Below are 19,124 nucleotides of genomic sequence, written 5' to 3' on the forward strand. Positions count from 1 at the left end.
CATGCACATCCTCGTAGTCCACAACCGCTACGCCTCGGCGCAGCCGAGCGGGGAGAACAACGTCGTCGACCAGGAGGTGGCGCTGCTGCGCGAGGCCGGCCACCGGGTCGAGGTGTTCGAGCGGCGCAGCGACGACATCGCCGCCCGGTCCCTGCTTTCCAAGGCCGCGGTGCCGCTCCTCGTGCCGTGGAACCCGGCGGTCCGCACGGAGCTCGCCGGCCGGCTTCGCACAGAGCGGCCTGACATCGTGCACGTGCACAACGTCTTCCCGCTCCTGTCCCCCGCGGTCCTTGCCGCCTGCGCCGACGCCGACGTGCCCGCCGTCGCCACACTGCACAACTACACCCAGGTCTGCCCGCCCGGCACGCTGCAGCGAGACGGCCGGCCGTGCACCGAGTGCGTCGGGTCCGCGCCGCTGCCCGCCGTCCGGCACGGCTGCTACCGGAACTCCCGCCTCGCGACGGTGCCGCTCGCGGTCAGCCTGTCGGTCAACCGGCGGCGGTGGTGGTCGGGCGTGGAGCGGTTCTTCTGCATCTCCGCGGCGCAGCGCGACGTCCTGGTGCGGTCCGGCATGCCGGCCGAGCGGCTGGCGGTGAAGCACAACTTCGTGCCCGACCCGGACGCCCGCCGAGCGGGCGCCGGCGAGCATCTGCTCTATCTCGGGCGGCTCGCGGAGGCCAAGGGCGTGCGGCTGCTCATGGCCACGTGGGACGAGATCGCAGCGAGCGGCGGTGTGGGCGTGCCGCTCGTGATCGCCGGCGCGGGGCCGCTGGAGCCGGAGGTGACCGCCTGGGCGGCGGGCCGGGACGACGTGCGGTACGTCGGCCTGTACGACCCCGCCCGGTGTCGGCAGGCCATCGCGCGCTCGGTCGCCGTGGTGGCTCCCTCGACCTGGCTGGAGGCGTTCGGCCTGGTGGTCGTGGAGGCGATGGCGGCGGGGGTCCCGGCCGTCGCCGCCGGTCACGGCGCCTTCGTCGAACTCATCGAGGACGGGGTGACCGGGCTGTTGCACCAGCCGGGCGACCCCGCCTCGCTCGCGTCCTGCGTGCGCCGGATCGCGAACGATCCGCACCGCAACCAGGAGATGGGCCAGGCGGCCCGGCGCCGATACGAGCAGGGCTTCAGCCCGGCCGTCGGCCTCGAACGCCTGGTGGAGGGGTACCGCACCGCGATCGCGGTGCGGTCCGGCGGCGGGGACACCGTGCCGTCGGTAGGTAATGGGAACACTGGCTCGCGGCGGGGCACCCGCGCGAGCAGGGATGGGGGCAGTAAATGACACGATGCCGACTCTGCGGCTCGGCGGCGTTGGGGAGCGTCGTCGATCTGGGGGCGACCCCGCCGTGCGAGAGCTTTCTCGCCGCGGACCAACTGGAGCAGCCGGAACCGGCGTACCCGCTGCACCTGCGGGTCTGCACCGATTGCTGGCTCGCGCAGATCCCCCCGCTGATCACGCCGGAGGAGACGTTCAGCGAGTACGCGTACTTCTCCTCCTACTCGACCTCCTGGGTGGAGCACGCGCGCACGTTCGTCGCCGACACCGCAGCGCGCCTTGCTCTCGGCCCCGACGCCTTCGTGGTCGAGGTCGCGAGCAACGACGGGTACCTGCTCCGGCACATGGTCGACCGGGGAATCCGTTGCCTCGGCATCGAGCCGTCGGTGAACGTCGGCGCCGCGGCACGGGACGCGGGCGTGCCCACGCTCACGGAGTTCCTGTCCCCGGACACCGGCTCGGCCGTCCGCGCCGAGCACGGCCCGGCGGACCTGGTCGTGGCCAACAACGTGTACGCGCACATCCCCGACGTGGTCGGGTTCACCAAGGGGCTGCGCGCCCTGGTCGCCGACGACGGCTGGGTCTCCATCGAGGTGCAGCACCTGCTGACCCTGATCGAGGAGAACCAGTACGACACGATCTACCACGAGCACTTCCAGTACTACACGGTCGCGTCCGCGATCCGGGCGCTGGCGAGCGGCGGACTCGCGCTCGTGGACGTCGAGCTGCTGCCCACGCACGGCGGCTCCATCCGGCTGTGGGCCCGGCCTGCCGAGGTGGCAGGCGAGCCGACGGGGCGGGTGGCCGACGTGCTGGACCGGGAGAAGGCCGCCGGGCTGCAGGAGCTGTCCGGGTACACCGAGTTCTCCGCCCGGGTGGCCAAGGTGCGCCGGGATCTGCTGCGGTTCCTCATCGAGGCGGCCGAGCGCGGCGAGACGGTCGTCGGCTACGGCGCCCCGGGCAAGGGCAACACCCTGCTCAACCACTGCGGCATCCGGCCCGACCTGCTCCCGTACACGGTCGACCGCAACCCCTACAAGCACGGCAGGTTCACCCCGGGCACCCGCATCCCGATCCTGCCGCCCGAGCAGATCAGCATGGACAGACCGGACTACGTCCTCGTCCTCCCGTGGAACCTGCGGGCCGAGCTGGTCGAGCAGCTGTCCTTCGTGCACGACTGGGGCGGTCGGCTGGTCTTTCCCATCCCGGAACTGAGCATTGTCGAGGTCAAGTCATGAAGGTCGTCCTGTTCTGCGGCGGTTACGGGCTGCGTATGCGCAACGGAGCCTCCGACGACATGCCCAAGCCGATGGCGATGGTCGGCCCTCGGCCGCTGATCTGGCATGTCATGCGCTACTACGCGTACTTCGGGCACACGGAGTTCATCCTGTGTCTCGGGTACGGGGCTCACCACATCAAGAACTTCTTCCTCAACTACGAGGAGACGACGTCCAACGACTTCGTGCTGCGGGGCGGGCAGACCGAGCTGCTGTCCACCGACATCGCCTCCTGGACGATCACGTTCGCGCAGACCGGCATCGAGTCACCGATCGGGGAGCGGCTGCGCCGGGTGCGGCACCACCTGGACGGCGACGAGATGTTCCTCGCCAACTACGCCGATGTGCTCACCGATGCCCCGCTGCCGGAGATGATCGACCGGTTCGCCCGGCGTGACGCCGGTGCGTCGATGATGGTGGTGCCGCCGCAGTCCTCGTTCCACTGTGTGGACCTGGGTGAGGACGGCCTGGTGGGGGGCATCACCCCGGTGAGCGAACTGCCGCTGTGGGAGAACGGCGGCTACTTCGTGCTCCGCCAGGAGATCTTCGACCACATACCGGAGAACGGGGACCTGGTCGCCGACGGATGCGCCCAACTGGCCAAGCGCGGACGGTTGGTGGCGCACCAGCACCGCGGCTTCTGGAAGCCGACCGACACCGTGAAGGAGCGGGCCGCGCTCGACGACGCCTACGCCCGGGGCGACCGCCCGTGGGCCGTGTGGGAACGGGACGGCGCGGGGGCGAGCGCGAACGCCGGCAGGGACGGCGCCGGAGCGAGGGCGTGATCCGGCTCGGGGCCGGGCGCGTGGACCGGATCGTCGCGGTGGGCGCGCACTGCGACGACATCGCCATCGGCGCCGGCGGCACGCTGCTGACGATGTGCCTCGCGCGGCCGGGTATCCGTATCGACGCACTGGTGCTCTCCGGCGGTGGCAGCGAGCGGGAGCAGGAGGAGCGGGCCGCGCTCGCCGCCTTCTGCCCGGGCGCCGAACTGCGGCTGACCGTGCTCAAGTTGCCGGACGGCCGGCTGCCCGCGCACTGGGAGGAGGCCAAAGCCGCGGTCGAGGAACTGCGCCTGCAGAGCGAACCGGATCTGGTGCTGGCGCCGCGTACCGATGACGCGCACCAGGATCACCGCGGCCTGGCGAAGCTGATGACCACCGCATTCCGCGACCACCTCGTGCTCCGCTACGAGATCGTCAAGTGGGACGGCGACCTCGGCCGTCCGTCGGCGTACCAGCCGCTGTCGCCGGAGATCGCCGAACAGAAAGTGCGGCTGTTGCAGGAGCACTACCCCTCGCAACGGCACCGGCCCTGGTACGACCGGGAGGCCTTCCTCGGCCTTGCACGAATCCGCGGCATCGAATGCCACACGCGATACGCCGAGGCGTTCGCCGTCACCAAACTCACGCTCGATCTGGGGGAATGAACCTTGCGCGTACTGCTGACCGGACACCAGGGCTACCTGGGCACCGTGATGGCCCCGGTCCTCACGGCCGCCGGACACGAAGTCGTCGGCCTCGACGCCGGCCTTTTCGCCGACTGCGTCCTCGGCCCGCCGCCCGCCGACCCGCCGGGGCCCCGGGTGGACCTGCGCGACGTCACGGCCGACCACGTGGCCGGGGTGGACGCCGTGATCCACCTGGCCGCGCTGTCCAACGACCCACTGGGATCGCTGGCGCCGGAGCTCACCTACGACATCAACCACCACGCCTCCGTACGGCTGGCGCGGCTGGCCCGCGACGCCGGAGTGCGGCGCTTCCTGTACGCGTCGACCTGCTCGGTCTACGGTGCCGCAGGCGGTGACGACCTGGTGACCGAGGACGCCCCGCTGCGCCCGGTGACGCCGTACGCGGAGTCCAAGGTGCGGGTGGAGGACGATCTGCACGCGCTGGCCGACGGCGACTTCACCCCGGTGTTCATGCGCAACGCCACCGCCTTCGGCTACTCGCCCCGGCTGCGCGCCGACATCGTGCTGAACAACCTGGTGGGCCACGCGCTCCTGTCCGGCGAGGTACTGGTGCTCTCCGACGGCACCCCCTGGCGCCCGCTGGTGCACGCCGTCGACATCGCACGGGCCTTCACGGCCGCGCTGACCGCGCCGCGCGAAGCGGTGCACGACCGGGCGTTCAACATCGGCAGCGAGATCAACAACGTCACGGTCGCCGAGATCGCCGAGCAAGTCGCCGAGGCGGTGTCCGGCTCGAAGGTGGTGATCACCGGGGAGACCGGTGCCGATCCGCGGTCCTACCGGGTGGACTTCTCCCGGTTCCGTGCAGCGATTCCCGGCTTCGACTGCGAGTGGACGGTGAAACAGGGCGCGCTCGAACTCGCCGACGCCTACCGTAAGTTCGGGCTGACCCGGGAGGACTTCGAGCGACGCTTCACCCGGCTGGCCGTGCTGCGCGCGGCGTCCGACGCCGGCGCCGTCGACGACACCCTGCGGTGGCGCCGATGACCGCGGCCGGCGAAGAGATGTACGCGCTGGTGGAGCGGCTGTACCCGCTGTGCCGGAGCATCACCGGCGACGGGGTGCGCGCCACCCTGGAGATCGTCGGCGAGTACGTCCCGCTGCAGGTGCACGAGGTGCCGACCGGGACCCAGGTGCTCGACTGGACGGTGCCGCAGGAGTGGAACATCCGGGACGCGTACATCGCCGACACCGGCGGCAACCGGGTCGTCGACTTCGCCGCGTGCAGCCTGCACGTGCTCGGTTACAGCGTGCCGGTGTCGGGGACGATGCCGCTGGCCGAGCTGCGTGGACACCTGCACACCCTGCCGGACCACCCGGCCTGGGTGCCGTACCGCACCAGCTACTACTCGCCGGAGTGGGGGTTCTGCCTGGCCCAGGAGACCTTGGACGCGCTGCCGGACGGCGAGTACGAGGTGCGCATCGACTCCACACTCGAAGATGGCCACCTCACCTACGCAGAGCACGTGGTCCCCGGGCAGGTCCCGGACGAGGTGATCGTCTCCTGCCACGTCTGCCACCCGTCGCTGGCCAACGACAACCTGGCCGGCATCGCGGTGGCGACGTTCCTGGCCCGTGCGCTGGCGGAGCAGACGCCGTGGTACACCTACCGGTTCCTGTTCGCGCCCGGCACCATCGGGGCGATCACCTGGCTGGCCCGCAACGCGGATCGGATCGAACGGGTCAAGCACGGGCTGGTGCTGGCCTGCGCCGGCGACTCCGGCCGGCTGACGTACAAGCAGAGCAGGCGCGGTGACGCGGAGATCGACCGGGTGATGCGACACGTGCTGGCCGCCTCCGAACGCCCGCACCACGTCGCCGAGTTCACTCCGTACGGCTACGACGAGCGGCAGTTCTGCTCGCCCGGGTTCGATCTCGGCGTGGGCTCGCTCAGCCGGACCCCGTACGCCGGCTACCCCGAGTACCACACCTCGGCGGACAACCTGGACTTCGTCTCCCCGGAGGCGATGGCGGACACGCTCGCCGTCTGCCGCGAGGCATTCGCCGTCCTTGACCGCAACCGCCGGTACCTCAACCTCAGCCCCTACGGCGAACCACAGCTGGGGCGGCGTGGGTTGTACGACTCGCTCGGCGGCCGCAGCGACGCGAAGCAGGCCCAGATGGCCATGCTCTGGGTGCTCAGCCTCTCCGACGGCGAGCACGGTCTGCTGGACGTCGCCGAGCGGTCCGGGCTGCCGTTCGACACCGTCGCCGCCGCGGCCGGCGCCCTGCACGGCGCCGGGCTGATCAAGGCATGACGCCGATGACCACCGAGGGGGAGAAGACGACGGCACCGGCGGACCGGGCCGTAGACGCCCGGCGGGCCGGCAAGCGGGCCATCGTCGGCCGGCTGTCCTGGGGACTGGCCGATCAGGCGGCCTCCAGCATGACCAACTTCGCGGTGGGGATCTACGTGGCACGCTCGCTGGGGCTGACTGCGTTCGGCGTGTTCAGCCTGGCCTGGCTGACCTACGGCGTGGTGCTCAACGTCGCCCGCGGGCTGGCCACCGACCCGCTCGTGGTGCGCTTCAGCGGCGCGCCGGACGCGTCCTGGCGCGCGGCGGCGGCCCGGTCGTCGGGTGCCGCGCTCGGCGTCGGTACCGCCCTCGGCGCGGTGTGTCTGCTGGTCGGCCTCGGCCTCGGCGGTCGCGTGGGGCCCGCGTTCGCCTGCCTCGGCGTCGTACTGCCGGCGCTGTTGCTGCAGGACGCCTGGCGGTTCGCGTTCTTCGCCGCCGGCGCCGGGCGGAAGGCGTTCGCCAACGACCTCGTGTGGGGCGTCATGCTCGTCCCGGCCATGGTGGTGGCGGCCCGCGTGGGCAGTGTGGCCGCTTTCGTGCTCGCCTGGGGCGCGTCCGCCGCAGTGGCCGCGGGGTACGGCTGCCTCCAGTCCGGCATCCGGCCCCGGATGACCCAGGCGCGCGGGTGGCTTCGCGAGCAGCGCGATCTGGGCTACCGGTACCTGGTCGAGAACGTCAGCCTCAGCGGCGCGAGTCAGCTGCGGGCGTACGGGCTCGGCGCGATCATCGGGGTCGGCGCGGTGGGTGCGGTCCGGGGCGCGGAGCTCCTGCTCGGCCCGTTCCTCGCTCTGCTGATGGGGCTGTCGCTGGTCACCGTCGCGGAGGCGGCCCGGGTGCTGCGGCAGGCCCCTCACCGCCTTGGCACGTTCTGCCTCCTGCTGGGCGGCGGGCAGGCCGCCGCCGCGGTGCTCTGGGGCGCGGCGCTGCTGCTGGTGCCGGACCGGGTGGGCGAGCTCGTGCTCGGCGGCGTCTGGAGCTCTGCCTCGGAGCTCATCGTGCCGGCCACGCTCGGCGTCGCGGGCGCCGGCCTCGGCACCGGCGCGGCGGCCGGGCTGCGGGCGCTCGCCGCGGCCCGGCGCAGCCTGCGCTGCCAGCTGTTCGCCTCCGCCTGCTATGTCGGCGGCGGGCTCGGCGGCGCGGCCGCGGCCGGCACGGTCGGCTCGGCCTGGGGCGTCGCCGCCGCGACCGTCTGCGGCTCGGCCGTGTGGTGGCTGCAGCTGCGGTCCGCCCTGCGCGAGCGCCACCGCAATCCCATCCCCGAAGTGAGGACCTCATGACCGCCCGACCCAGGCTGAGCATCGGCCTGCCCGTGTACAACGGCGAGCAGTACCTCGCCGAGTCGCTCGACGCACTGCTCGGCCAGACCTACGAGGACTTCGAGCTGGTCATCTCCGACAACGCCTCGACCGACGGGACCCAGGACATCTGCCGCCGGTACGCCGCGCAGGACTCACGCATCCGGTACCTCCGGCTGCCCCGCAACATCGGCGCCGCCCCGAACCACAACTACGTGTTCACCGAGTGCCGCGGCGAGCTGTTCAAGTGGGCCTCGCACGACGACCTTTACGCCCGCGACCTGCTGCGGCGCTGCGTGGAGGCGCTGGACGAGCGGCCGGACGTGATCCTCGCGCACTCCGGCCAGGCGGTCATCGACGGCGACGGCAAGGTGAAGGTCCCGTACGAGTACGGGCTGGCCACCGACTCGCCGCACGCGCCGGAGCGCTTCCGCAGCCTGCTGTTCGAGCCCGGTGGCGACGACTTCTACGGGGTGATGCGGGCCGATGTGCTGCGCCGGGTGAAGCCGCACGACAGCTACCACCACGCGGACCGCACGTTCGTCGCCGAGATCACCCTGCACGGGCCCTTCCACCAGGTGCCGGAGCTGCTGTACTTCCGCCGCGACCACCCCACCCGCGCAGAGCGGGCGAACCCTTCCAAGCGCTCCCGGTGCGTCAACCTGGACCCGCGCCGGGCAGGCCCGCTGCACCCGACGCCCCGGCTGCTCGCCGAGTACGTGTGGGGCTTCGCCTCGGCGATCCGGCGGGCGCCGTTGTCCCCGGCCGAACGGCGCGCGTGCCACCGCCACCTGGCCGCTTGGATGACCAGCCGGGTCCGGCCGGGCGCCGGTGAGCGGGTCGAGGACCGCGCCCCGGTCGACCCGGGCCGGCTCACCGTCTCCGTCGACGCCCTCGTCGCCGGACGCGAAGGTCGTGCAGGGAGGCAGGCATGACGTCCGCGGACGAAACTCCTGTGCGCGTCGGGGTGTTCGGCCTGCTCGGCTCCGGCAACCTCGGCAACGACGGGTCGCTGGAGGCCGTGCTCGGCTACCTCCGCGCCGAGCACCCGGACGCGGTCGTGGACGCGCTGTGCGGCGGACCCGAGGTCGTCGCGGCCCGGTACGCGATCCCCGCGACGCGGCTGCACTGGTACCGCGGCGAGTACCGGACCGCGTCGCGTGCGGGCGCGATCGCGGGCAAGGGCCTGGGCAAACTCGTCGACGTCTTCCGCACCGCTGCCTGGGTGCGCCGGCACGACGTGGTGATCGTGCCGGGCATGGGAGTCCTGGAGGCCACGCTGCCGCTGCGGCCGTGGGGCTTCCCGTACTCGCTGTTCCTGCTCTGCGCGACCGGCCGGCTGTTCGGCACCCGGGTCGCGTTGGTCAGCGTCGGCGCGGACGCGATCGGCAACCGGCCGACCCGGGCCCTGGTGCGCTGGTCGGCACGGCTGGCCACGTACCGGTCGTACCGGGACGCCCTGTCCCGCGACGCGATGCGGGCGATGGGCGTGGACACCGCGCGCGACGAGGTCTACCCGGACCTCGCGTTCGCCCTGCCGACGCCGCGGGCGGGCGGACCCGACAAGCTCTCAGTCCCGCCGGGCCCGGTCTGCGTCGGCGTCATGGCCTTCCACGGGGGCAACGACGACCGCGCCCGGGCCGAGGAGATCCACCGGCGCTACCTCGACGGGACGACCCGCTTCGTCCGCGCGCTGGTCGAGGACGGCAGGGCGGTCCGGCTGCTCACCGGCGACGAGTGCGATGCGCCGGTGGTCGCCGCGATCCTCGACGCGGTGGACTCGCCGCTGGTCACCGCTGCCGAGGCGGCCTCGCTGGCCGACCTGATGAAGGAGACGGCGGCTGCCGACACCGTGGTGGCGACCCGCTACCACAACCTGATCTGCGCGCTGAAGGTCGGCACACCGACGCTCGCACTGAGCTATGCGGCGAAGAGCGACGCGCTCATGGCTCAGATGGGTCTTGCAGCGTACTGTCACCCGGCTCGCGAGGTGGACGCCGACCGGCTGCTCGAGCGGTTCCGGGCCCTGGAGAAGCGCTCGGCTGAGCTGCGGCGGACCCTCGACGAGCGGAACCTGGACGCCACCCGGCAACTTGAGCACCAGTTCGCCGCCTTGACCGCGGCGCTGTTCCCGGCGACTGCCAAGGCCAACGCCCACGCCCGGCAGGAGGCTTCATGAAAGCGACCGCAGTTCCCGAGATAGCCGGCGCGTACCTGTTCGAGCCGACGCCGTACGCCGACGAGCGCGGCTTCTTCTGCCGCACCTTCGACGCCGACGTGGTCCGCTCGGTGGGTCTCGACCCGGACACCTTCGTCCAGGACAGCCTGTCCCGCTCGGTCCGGGGCGTCCTGCGGGGCCTGCACCTGCGCTCCGGCGCCGGCGAGGCCAAGCTGGTGCGGTGCTCGTACGGGAGGATCTTCGACGTCGTCGTGGACCTGCGGCCGGACTCGCCGACGTACCGCAACCGGGCCTGGTTCGAGCTGTCCGGCGAGACGCAGGTGACCCTCTACATCCCGGCGGGGTGCGCGCACGGCTTCCAGGCGCTGAGCGAAACCGCCGACACCTCGTACCGGATCGACCGCCCGCACGATCCGGCCGAAGACGTGACGATCGCCTTCGACGACCCGGAGCTCGCCATCCCCTGGCCGCTGCCGGTCACATCGATGTCCCGGCGGGACCGGGAGGCGCCGAGCCTCGACGAGGCCCTGAAGCAGAAAGAGAGCTGAAGTCAGCGTGGACACTGAGGAGTTCCTTCTGCCCCGGTCGCGGATGGCGAACGAGCGGCTGCACGCCATGATCCCCGGGGGCGCGCACACCTACGCCAAGGGCGACGACCAGTACCCCGAGAACCTGGCCCCGGTCATCAGCCACGGCCGCGGTGCCCATGTGTGGGACATCGACGGCAACCGCTACATCGAGTACGGCTCCGGCCTGCGGTCGGTCAGCCTCGGCCACGCCCACCCACGCGTGATCGAGGCGGTGCGGCGGGAACTCGACCGCGGCAGCAACTTCGTCCGGCCGTCCATCCTGGAGGTCGAGGCCGCGGAACGCTTCCTTGCCACCGTGCCGACGGCCGAGATGGTGAAGTTCGCGAAGAACGGCTCCGACGTCACCACCGCCGCGGTGCGCCTCGCCCGCGCCGTCACCGGGCGCCCGCGGGTGGCCATCTGCGGCGACCATCCGTTCTTCTCCGTCGACGACTGGTTCATCGGCACCACGCCGATGTCCGCCGGTATTCCGGCGGCGACCACCGAGCTCACCGTGTCCTTCCCTTACGGGGACCTGGCCGCCACACAGGAGCTGCTCACCCGGTACCAGGACGAGGTCGCCTGCCTGATCCTCGAACCTGCCGGCCACACCGAGCCGCCCCCCGGGTACCTCGCCGGCCTGCGCGAGCTGGCCGACCGGCACGGCTGCGTACTGATCTTCGATGAGATGATCACCGGCCTCCGCTGGTCAGAGGCGGGCGCCCAGGGCCTGTACGGCGTCGTCCCCGACCTCTCCACGTTCGGCAAGGCGCTGGGCAACGGGTTCGCCGTCTCCGCGCTGGCCGGACGCCGCGAGCTGATGGAGTGGGGCGGGTTGCGTCACTCCGGCGAGCGGGTGTTCCTGCTGTCCACCACGCACGGTGCGGAAACGCACTCCCTGGCAGCCGCGATGGCCGTGCAGACCACCTATGCCGAGGAGGGCATCACCGCGCAACTGCACGCCCTCGGAGAGCGGTTGGCCGCGGGTGTGCGCGACGCCGCGGCCGGCATGGGCGTCGGCGACCACATCGTCGTGCGGGGCCGGGCCAGCAACCTGGTCTTCGCCACCCTCGACGAGAACCGGCAGCCGTCGCAGCAGTACCGCACCCTGTTCCTGCGGCTGCTCCTCGCGGGCGGGGTGCTGGCCCCGTCGTTCGTGGTGAGCAGCGCGCTCGGCGACGCCGACATCGATCGCACCGTCGACGTGGTGGCCCAGGCATGTGCGGTGTACCGGAAGGCACTGGACGCCGCCGACCCCACCCCCTGGCTGGCCGGGCGACCGGTGAAACCCGTATTCCGCCGCTTGGCGTGACGTGACGTGACGTCAGCGACGCTCCCGCCGACCGGCGTCGGCCACCCGATCGACCAGCCGGTCGGCTGTCCGGTCCACCAGCCACGCGGTCGCCGGTGTCACCGCCAGCGCGGTGCACCAGCCGCCGAGGACGTCGGTCGGGTAGTGCGCGCCCAGGGCCACCTGCGCCCAGCCCATGGCGGCGCCGGCAACCAGCGCCGCGGCGAGCACGACTGACCCGCCGGCCGTCCTGCCGAGGCTGAGCCGGCCGGTCGCGAGCAGCGCCACCACGAGGGCGAGCGCGGTGAAGAAGGCGGTGTGCCCGCTCGGGTAGGACAGGTACCCGCCGTGGATGGTGCGTCCCACGAGGGGCTTGAGCAGCGTCGTCGTCCCCACGGCCATGCCGGCGCCGGCAACGACGAGCACCGCCGCGCGAGGATGCCGCAGCAGCAGACAGCCCGTCAGGGCGGCCACGACCAGCGCCGCCGCTCCGGCGGGCTCCCCCCAGAAGTCCGTGGCCAGAGCGATGTTCCGCCACGGCGACCGCACACCGTCCACCACCGGCTGGATCCACACGTCCACGCCGCCGGGCTCGCTGTGGCCGGCGTACAGGACCCCGAGCACGACGACCACCAGCGCGGCGAGGGCCGCGATCAGCCCGAGCCACCCGCGGAGCAATGGGGGCAGCACCGCGGGCGCCGGCCGGCCGGTCACACGCCCACCGCGTCCGGTCGGCCTGCGGTGGTCTGCCGTGATCGGTGGACGGTGTTCGGGGTCTTGACCTCTTGAGGCAGGGTGAAGGTGCGGCCCTTCACCGGACCGGTGGGCAGCCATGAACCAGCGCCTTCCTTTTTCCGAACCGCCCCACGGCGGGGCGTTGTTCCCGGACGACTCCGGTGACCGTAAGTCCGGGCACGCCACGGCCTATGTCTCCTGTCAGTACTCGGCTCCCGCGGGCAGGTCCGCAACGGCATGCTCGCGGCCACCACCGCGCGGGCCGATGAGCGCGTGCACCACCCGGCCGCACACCGTCGCAGACCATCCGACAGATGCGATGCGCCTCCCCCCGTCGGGGCCTACGCCATGTCGCCCCCGCCGCTACCGCGATGCCGCGCCCACGAGAACTGCCGCTGCCTCCCGCCGACATGGCCGGGACGTCAGCTGTACGGGCTGCGCGCGGCAACACTGCCCAACAATGCGGTCGCGGCAAACCGCCGTCGGACTGTCCGATCCGAAAGGCGGGCGCGGGGTGGCCCATCTCTCCGCAGTGAGCAACATACCCCGGCCGCCAGAGGAGAGCAGCGGCCCTCAAACGGCACCGCGCAGGCCCTGATGCCGGTCAGGCGTGACCGGCCCGGGATCTCACCCTCGCCGTTTCAGTGCATGTGCCGCGCGTGGGATCTCCTCGTGCACCAGACGGCCGACCAGCGCACCGCCGAAGACGACGACGCCCACGCCGACCAGCCAGGACTGGAGGACCAGGACAGTTCCGATGGCGCCGTAGGTGACGGCGTTGGATGCGATCAACGGCGAGAAGACGAGCTGGGAGAAGACCCTGAGGCCGAGCAGTCCCAACATGGTGGCGACCGCGCCGGGCAACAGCGCACGCCAGCGGACCCGCCCGCCGAGCAGCAGGCGCTGGGACCACCAGAAGAACAGGACGGCGCTCAGCGTTGCGGCGAATGCGCCGGCCGGTGACTCTCGTCGCAGCGTGGTGGTGGCAGCGGCGAAGAGGTAGCCGGTGAGTACGCCGAGCCACACCACGTGCCGCCACCTGGCCCACCAGCGCGCCTGCGGCAGATCCCATACCTTCTCGTAGCCGGCCTGCACCGCCGCCGCGAAGGTCAGACCGAAGACGGCGAGGACGGCAATGCCGAACGCGGTCGTGGTCCGCAGAGCCTGACCAGGCCGGGTGAACAACTCCTCCACCTCTGCTCTGGAAGCCGTCGACACCCCGAGTCCCTCCCCCAGCCACTGTGCGAACCCCCGCCCGCGCTCCGGATCGGCCGAGGACACAATGATCAGCAACGGCACCAGCGTGAGGAACCCCAGTGCCGCGAAGCCCAGCGAACGCGGCCCCAACTCCAGATCGCTGCTCCGCCGCCATCCGCGTCCGACCGGTGAACGGGTGATCGCAAGGCGCATCCGTCCGAACAGAGATGAACGGTCTGCTGCACTGGAAGGCTTCATCGGCATGCCTGTCGACTACCACGGCCGGTACCGTCGCTGCGTGAGGACGCGATGCACAGCTTCCCGGATGGCCTGGGAAAGGCAATGGGCTACCGGTCTCGGCTGGGCTGCAACCCCGTACAGCAAGGCCGGCGAGAGCAGCAAGCCCAGCCGCAGTTTTGTCGGGTTGACGGCCAGATGGGTGAAGCGGGGTAACTGGCGCTCACATACCCTCATGAAACGGAGGGCCGCCATGAAACGAGCCAGACCTGTCGGCCGGCAAGCGGTCCGAGGGGCTCTGACTGGGTCTGACCGGCGCTTCCGCTGACCTTGCATTTGTCGCTCGGCCTGCGGGAGGGCGCCGGTTGCCGGGCGTGGTGGCCGAGGGCGGTGTTGAAGGTCGTCCTCACTGCGGGCGGGGCGGGCAAATCTGTGTGTATCGGACGAGGGTGGGTACCGGTGATCTCAGGCAGCAGACAGCCCCAGGGCCCCGGCGCATGGCATGGTCCCCGGTGCCGATGATGACGGCAGGAGGAGCACGTCGTGGGCTCATCGCATGAGCAGCAGGATCCGGTCAGCGAGTACCCGCAGCCGGAGTTCCCGGCGCAGGATCAGCCGCATCCGGGCTGGACCGGGCCGATGGACCCACCTCCGGATCATGGCGAGGAGAGCTATCAGGGCCACGGTCTGCTACGGGATCGGGTGGGCCTGGTGACCGGCGGCGACTCGGGGATCGGCCGGGCGGTTGCGCTGGCCTTCGCGCGCGAGGGCGCGGACGTGGCATTCACGTACCTGCCCGGGGAGCGCGAGGATGCGGATCGTACGGTGGCACTGGTCGAGGACGCCGGCCGCATTGCGGTGCCCGTGGAGTGCGACATCCGCGAGGAGGCGCCTTGCCGCGACCTGATCGACACCGTCATCCGTCGATTCGACCGCGTCGACGTTCTCGTCAACAACGCCGCGTACCAGATGTCCCAGCCGGACGGCATCGGCGCCATCAGCACCGAGCAGTTCGACCGGGTGGTGCGCACCAACCTCTACGGGATGTTCTGGCTCTCCAAAATGTCTCTGCCGCACATGCGTAAAGGGGCGAGCATCATCAACACAACGTCGGTGCAGGCATACAAGCCGAGTCCGCACCTGCTCGACTACGCGATGACCAAGGGCGCGATCGTCACCTTCACCCAGGGGCTGGCGCAGATGGTTGCCCAACAAGGCATTCGGGTGAACGCGGTTGCGCCCGGTCCGGTATGGACGCCGTTGATCCCGGCGACCATGCCCGACACGGTCGAGTTCGGCAAGCAGTCACCGCTCGGACGGCCCGCCCAGCCCGCCGAAATGGCGCCGGCTTACGTGTTCCTGGCGTCGCAGAACGCGAGCTACATCACCGGCGAGATTGTGAACGCCACCGGCGGCACGCCGCTGCCGTGACACACGGCTCCGCCCCGCCGCCCTTGGCTCGGGAGTGGGGGCGATACCCGCCCCGCGGCCGTGCGTCCGCTACTCGACGGTGGTCTCGCGTTGTGTCTGCCGTGAACGTGGTTGCATCCCCGGGGGCCAACTCATGCCCGGCCTCCCTCGCGAGGCCCTGGGGTCGTCGGCCATCAGGTAGGCGACAGGCCGGGGACGTCTCGCCGGGCCCGGGCTCACCGGCGTAGCAGCTCCAATACCGTGAGGAGGAAGCACCCGGTGGCGAGGGTGACGGCGATGGTCCGTCGGCGCAGGTACTGGTAGCGCGCCTCGTATTCCACGCGCAGTTCGGTGCACCGGTCGGCGATGCGGCGGGTGGCCGCCTTGGACATGTCCACGCGGGCTCGGGTGTACTGCTCTTCGAGCTCGCGCCGCTCGCCGGTGGTGAGCCATGGCAGCTTTTCGCAGAAGGCGGTGGCTTCCCTGCGTGCTTCGGCGAGTTCGGCCTGCCAGTAGAGATAGCCGTCCAGCTGGTGCAGCCCGTTCTGGACTCCCTCGTGAGGGGAGGGGCGGCTCACCGCAGGTCCTTCCCCGGGCCGGTCACGCTCCGCTCAGGCGCCCCGCCGTACTGAAGTTCGGCGAGTTCGGGGTGGTGCAGGTCGAACGCCGGGGATTCGGAGCGGATCCGCGGCAGGGTCAGGAAGTTGTGCCGCGGCGGCGGGCAGGACGTCGCCCACTCGAGCGAACGGCCGTAGCCCCACGGGTCGTCGACCTCGACCTTCTTGCCGTACTTGGCGGTCTTCCAGACGTTGTAGAAGAACGGCAGGAGCGACATGCCCAGCAGGAACGAGCTGATCGTGGAGATGGTGTTCAGCGCGGTGAAGCCATCGGCGGCCAGGTAGTCCGCGTAACGGCGCGGCATGCCCTCGGCACCCAGCCAGTGCTGGATCAGGAACGTGCCCTGGAAACCGATGAACAGCGTCCAGAAGGTCATCTTGCCGAGCCGCTCGTCCAGCATCTTGCCGGTGAACTTCGGCCACCAGAAGTGGAATCCGGCGAACATCGCGAAGACCACGGTGCCGAAGACGACGTAGTGGAAGTGCGCGACGACGAAGTACGAGTCGGAGACGTGGAAGTCCATCGGGGGTGAGGCCAGGATGACACCGGTCAGACCACCGAAGAGGAACGTCACCAGGAAGCCGGTGGCCCAGAGCATCGGGGTCTCGAAGGACAGCGAGCCGTTCCACATGGTGCCGATCCAGTTGAAGAACTTCACACCGGTCGGTACCGCGATCAGGAAGGTCATGAAGGAGAAGAACGGCAGCAGCACAGCGCCGGTGACGAACATGTGGTGGGCCCACACGGTCACGGACAGACCGGCGATCGCGATCGTCGCGGCCACCAGGCCGATGTAACCGAACATCGGCTTGCGGCTGAATACCGGAATGATCTCCGACACGATTCCGAAGAACGGCAGGGCGATGATGTACACCTCTGGATGTCCGAAGAACCAGAAGAGGTGTTGCCACAGCAACGCACCGCCGTTGGCCGCGTCGAAGATGTGCGCGCCGAACTTGCGGTCCGCCTCCAGGGCGAAGAGCGCGGCGGCCAGCACCGGGAAGGCGAGCAGGACCAGCACACCGGTCAGCAGCACAGTCCAGCAGAAGATCGACATGCGGAACATCGTCATGCCCGGCGCGCGCATACAGATGATCGTCGTGACGAAGTTGACCGAACCGAGGATCGTACCGAAGCCGGAGAACGCAAGACCCATGATCACCATGTCCGCGCCCACGTTGGGGGTGTGCTCGCCGTCCGACAGCGGTGGGTACATGAACCAGCCGAAGTCCGGTGCGCCGTTGGGAGTGAGGAACGCCGCGAGCGCGATGAGCGAGCCGAAGAGGTAGAGCCAGTAGGCGAACATGTTCAGCCGCGGGAACGCCACATCCGGCGCGCCGATCTGCAACGGCATGATCCAGTTGGCGAATCCGGCGAACAGCGGCGTCGCGAACATCAGCAGCATGATCAGGCCGTGCATCGTGAACGCCTGGTTGTACTGCTCGTTCGACATGATCTGAATACCCGGACGCGCCAGTTCGGCGCGCATGAACAGCGCCAGGAGGCCGCCGACACAGAAGAAGCCGAATGACGTGGTGATGTACAGCGTGCCGATGGTCTTGTGGTCGGTAGTCGTCAGCCACGTCACCACCATGTTGCCGGGCTTCCTGCGCCGGACCGGGATCTCGTTCTCGTACGAGTCGTCAACCAAGGTGCTGGATGGGGTCTCGGGATGCGTGGCCACGCGGGCTCCTGACGGACTCGGCCTCGGTGCCGACCCTGGTCCGGGCGATCGGGTCAGCGCACACTTACGATGCCTTTCTCCCCCAACAAAGGCGTGCGACCTGCTCCCCCGCCCGCTACGTCACCTGATAGGAGCCATGGTCTGGGCCACTTGGCCGAAGGCCAACTCACAAGCCGCAGGCCAACTCCCGAAGCGACGCTGAACTGGCGTGGAACCAAGACCCGGAGGTTGTGGGAGGTGTCGAAGGCGTACCCGGAGCCGGCTCTGCCGACCCTGGCATCCGGGTACTCCGAGATACCACCGGTCAAGCCGGCGAGCGAGGACTCCGCGACCCAGCCGCCGGCGATGATGGCGAGCAGGAGCAGCGCGACACCGATGACCGAGACCTCCGGGACCTTGCCCGGCCGCAGTACCCGCAGGTAGAAGCCCATGAAGAACGCGATCGGGATCGTCATGCCGATGGAGAAGACGCCCCACGGCGAGTGCGCCAGCGCGTTCACGATCACCAGCGCCAGCACGGCCAGCACGGCCAGCACGGCCTGCAGGACTGGTCGGGAGGGGCTCGCCAGTATCCTTGCGGCCGTCGTCCACGTCGGTGGGGCGACGCGTGCACCGGTTCTGACTCCCACGTCGGGCCTATGCAGTCCTCGGCTCGGATTCCCCGCCCGGCGTCGGGGCCGCGTCAGCTTCCCCTCGGTCGCGGATCTGTCTGCGAAGATTGCCGCATGGATGTGCGAAGCAGGAACCACGTGACGGTGACCGGTCACCCCGCCGGCCCGGTGGTGATGCTCGCGCACGGGTTCGGCTGCGACCAGAACATGTGGCGCCTGGTGGTGCCGATCCTGGAGCGCGATTTCACCGTGGTGCTCTTCGACCACGTGGGCGCGGGACGCTCCGACCTTTCGGCGTGGAGCAAGGCGCGCTACTCCACAATGAGCGGCTACGCCGAGGACGTGCTGGAGATCTGCCGTGAGCTGGCACTCGGACCGGTGACGTTCGTCGGACACTCCGTGAGCGCGATGATGGGCGTGCTCGCCGCGGCGCAGGAGCCAGAGGCGTTCGCCCGACTGGTCCTGCTCGCACCCTCCCCGTGCTTCATCGACGACCCGGCTTCCGGCTACCGGGGCGGATTCAGCGCCGAGGACATCGACGAGCTACTGGCATCGCTGGATGCGAACTATCTGGGCTGGTCGGGCGCAATGGCCCCGGTGATCATGGGCAATCCGGAGCGTCCGGAACTGGGCGAGGAGCTGACCAACAGCTTCTGTCGCACCGATCCGGACGTCGCGCGGGTCTTCGCCCGGGTGACGTTCCTGTCCGACAACCGCCCCGATCTCGCGAAGGTGACGGTTCCCGCCCTGGTCGCGCAGTGCTCCAGCGACGCGATCGCACCGCCCGAGGTGGGCGCCTTCGTGCAGTCGCAGATCCCCGGTAGCGGACTGGTCACGCTGAACGCGACCGGGCACTGCCCCCAGCTTGCCGCCCCGGAGGAGACCGCTGCCGCGATCGCCTCCTTCGCCGGAGCGGGCCGATGATGTGACCGACGACAACGAGAACGGCGACGGGCCGACCCCGCACGGACAGCCCGGTGACG

General features: G+C 70.5%; 17 protein-coding genes and 1 pseudogene. 13 read left to right on the forward strand and 5 right to left on the reverse strand.

The window, feature by feature from the left end; genetic code table 11:
- Position 1 precedes the first annotated feature (1 nt).
- The 11 genes from ACFU5O_RS14855 to ACFU5O_RS14905 are packed head-to-tail and all read left to right on the forward strand — an operon-like array spanning position 2 to position 11,670.
- The gene (locus ACFU5O_RS14855) at positions 2-1,276 is read left to right on the forward strand and encodes a glycosyltransferase (RefSeq protein ID WP_384240153.1); all 1,275 of its coding nucleotides are present in this window, start codon (positions 2-4) and stop codon (positions 1,274-1,276) included.
- Entirely contained in the window at positions 1,273-2,508 is a 1,236-nt protein-coding gene (locus ACFU5O_RS14860) for a class I SAM-dependent methyltransferase (protein ID WP_384240155.1), read from the forward strand. Before ACFU5O_RS14855 ends, ACFU5O_RS14860 begins: the two co-directional genes overlap by 4 nt.
- Entirely contained in the window at positions 2,505-3,332 is an 828-nt protein-coding gene (locus ACFU5O_RS14865) for a glucose-1-phosphate cytidylyltransferase (RefSeq protein WP_384240157.1), read from the forward strand. Before ACFU5O_RS14860 ends, ACFU5O_RS14865 begins: the two co-directional genes overlap by 4 nt.
- The gene (locus ACFU5O_RS14870) at positions 3,329-3,976 is read left to right on the forward strand and encodes a PIG-L deacetylase family protein (RefSeq protein WP_384240158.1); all 648 of its coding nucleotides are present in this window, start codon (positions 3,329-3,331) and stop codon (positions 3,974-3,976) included. The genes ACFU5O_RS14865 and ACFU5O_RS14870 overlap by 4 nt, the downstream gene beginning before the upstream one ends.
- Positions 3,977-3,979: 3 nt before the next feature.
- Positions 3,980-5,005 carry an NAD-dependent epimerase/dehydratase family protein gene (locus ACFU5O_RS14875; RefSeq protein WP_384240160.1) on the forward strand — a complete coding sequence of 342 codons (1,026 nt, stop codon included), beginning with the start codon at positions 3,980-3,982 and terminating at the stop codon, positions 5,003-5,005.
- Positions 5,002-6,276 (forward strand): DUF4910 domain-containing protein, encoded by a 1,275-nt coding sequence (locus ACFU5O_RS14880; protein ID WP_384240161.1) that lies wholly within the window; start codon positions 5,002-5,004, stop codon positions 6,274-6,276. Before ACFU5O_RS14875 ends, ACFU5O_RS14880 begins: the two co-directional genes overlap by 4 nt.
- A gap of 5 nt (positions 6,277-6,281) precedes the next feature.
- Positions 6,282-7,592, forward strand: coding sequence for a hypothetical protein (locus ACFU5O_RS14885; protein ID WP_384240162.1), 1,311 nt, complete (start codon positions 6,282-6,284; stop codon positions 7,590-7,592).
- On the forward strand, positions 7,589-8,545 hold the full coding sequence (locus ACFU5O_RS14890) for a glycosyltransferase family 2 protein (RefSeq protein ID WP_384240164.1): 957 nt from the start codon (positions 7,589-7,591) through the stop codon (positions 8,543-8,545). The genes ACFU5O_RS14885 and ACFU5O_RS14890 overlap by 4 nt, the downstream gene beginning before the upstream one ends.
- On the forward strand, positions 8,542-9,789 hold the full coding sequence (locus ACFU5O_RS14895; RefSeq protein ID WP_384240166.1) for a polysaccharide pyruvyl transferase family protein: 1,248 nt from the start codon (positions 8,542-8,544) through the stop codon (positions 9,787-9,789). The genes ACFU5O_RS14890 and ACFU5O_RS14895 overlap by 4 nt, the downstream gene beginning before the upstream one ends.
- Entirely contained in the window at positions 9,786-10,337 is a 552-nt protein-coding gene (rfbC, locus tag ACFU5O_RS14900) for a dTDP-4-dehydrorhamnose 3,5-epimerase (RefSeq protein WP_384240167.1), read from the forward strand. Before ACFU5O_RS14895 ends, rfbC begins: the two co-directional genes overlap by 4 nt.
- Before the next feature lie 7 nt (positions 10,338-10,344).
- Positions 10,345-11,670: a glutamate-1-semialdehyde 2,1-aminomutase gene (locus tag ACFU5O_RS14905; RefSeq protein WP_384240169.1), complete on the forward strand. Its 1,326-nt coding sequence runs from the start codon at positions 10,345-10,347 to the stop codon at positions 11,668-11,670.
- Positions 11,671-11,682: 12 nt separating this feature from the next.
- On the opposite strand, the gene ACFU5O_RS14910 is transcribed toward ACFU5O_RS14905, so the two are convergent.
- Together ACFU5O_RS14910 and ACFU5O_RS14915 are read right to left on the reverse strand one after the other, a co-directional pair.
- Entirely contained in the window at positions 11,683-12,363 is a 681-nt protein-coding gene (locus tag ACFU5O_RS14910; RefSeq protein ID WP_384240171.1) for a phosphatase PAP2 family protein, read from the reverse strand.
- A 648-nt stretch (positions 12,364-13,011) separates the two neighbouring features.
- Positions 13,012-13,794 carry a YhjD/YihY/BrkB family envelope integrity protein gene (locus ACFU5O_RS14915; RefSeq protein ID WP_384240173.1) on the reverse strand — a complete coding sequence of 261 codons (783 nt, stop codon included), beginning with the start codon at positions 13,792-13,794 and terminating at the stop codon, positions 13,012-13,014.
- A gap of 567 nt (positions 13,795-14,361) precedes the next feature.
- Between ACFU5O_RS14915 and ACFU5O_RS14920 the strand changes: the two genes are divergently transcribed.
- Positions 14,362-15,249 carry an SDR family oxidoreductase gene (locus ACFU5O_RS14920; RefSeq protein ID WP_384240175.1) on the forward strand — a complete coding sequence of 296 codons (888 nt, stop codon included), beginning with the start codon at positions 14,362-14,364 and terminating at the stop codon, positions 15,247-15,249.
- 215 nt (positions 15,250-15,464) lie between these two features.
- Here ACFU5O_RS14920 and ACFU5O_RS14925 read toward each other — a convergent pair whose 3' ends face one another.
- From ACFU5O_RS14925 to ACFU5O_RS14935, 3 genes and pseudogenes are all read right to left on the reverse strand, one after another.
- Positions 15,465-15,806: a hypothetical protein gene (locus ACFU5O_RS14925; protein ID WP_384240177.1), complete on the reverse strand. Its 342-nt coding sequence runs from the start codon at positions 15,804-15,806 to the stop codon at positions 15,465-15,467.
- Positions 15,803-17,530, reverse strand: a complete 1,728-nt coding sequence (gene ctaD, locus ACFU5O_RS14930) for a cytochrome c oxidase subunit I (protein WP_384240178.1) — start codon at positions 17,528-17,530, stop codon at positions 15,803-15,805. The genes ACFU5O_RS14925 and ctaD overlap by 4 nt, the downstream gene beginning before the upstream one ends.
- A 311-nt stretch (positions 17,531-17,841) precedes the next feature.
- Positions 17,842-18,066: pseudogene (locus tag ACFU5O_RS14935) on the reverse strand (carbon starvation CstA family protein); the annotation flags it as partial.
- A gap of 189 nt (positions 18,067-18,255) precedes the next feature.
- Here ACFU5O_RS14935 and ACFU5O_RS14940 point away from each other — a divergent pair.
- Complete coding sequence (locus ACFU5O_RS14940; protein WP_384240180.1) at positions 18,256-19,065, forward strand: alpha/beta fold hydrolase; 810 nt, start codon at positions 18,256-18,258, stop codon at positions 19,063-19,065.
- The last annotated feature ends 59 nt before the right edge of the window (positions 19,066-19,124 follow it).

Origin of the sequence: Streptomyces sp. NPDC057445 (assembly GCF_042802855.1) — a bacterium.
Lineage (GTDB): Bacteria > Actinomycetota > Actinomycetes > Streptomycetales > Streptomycetaceae > Streptomyces.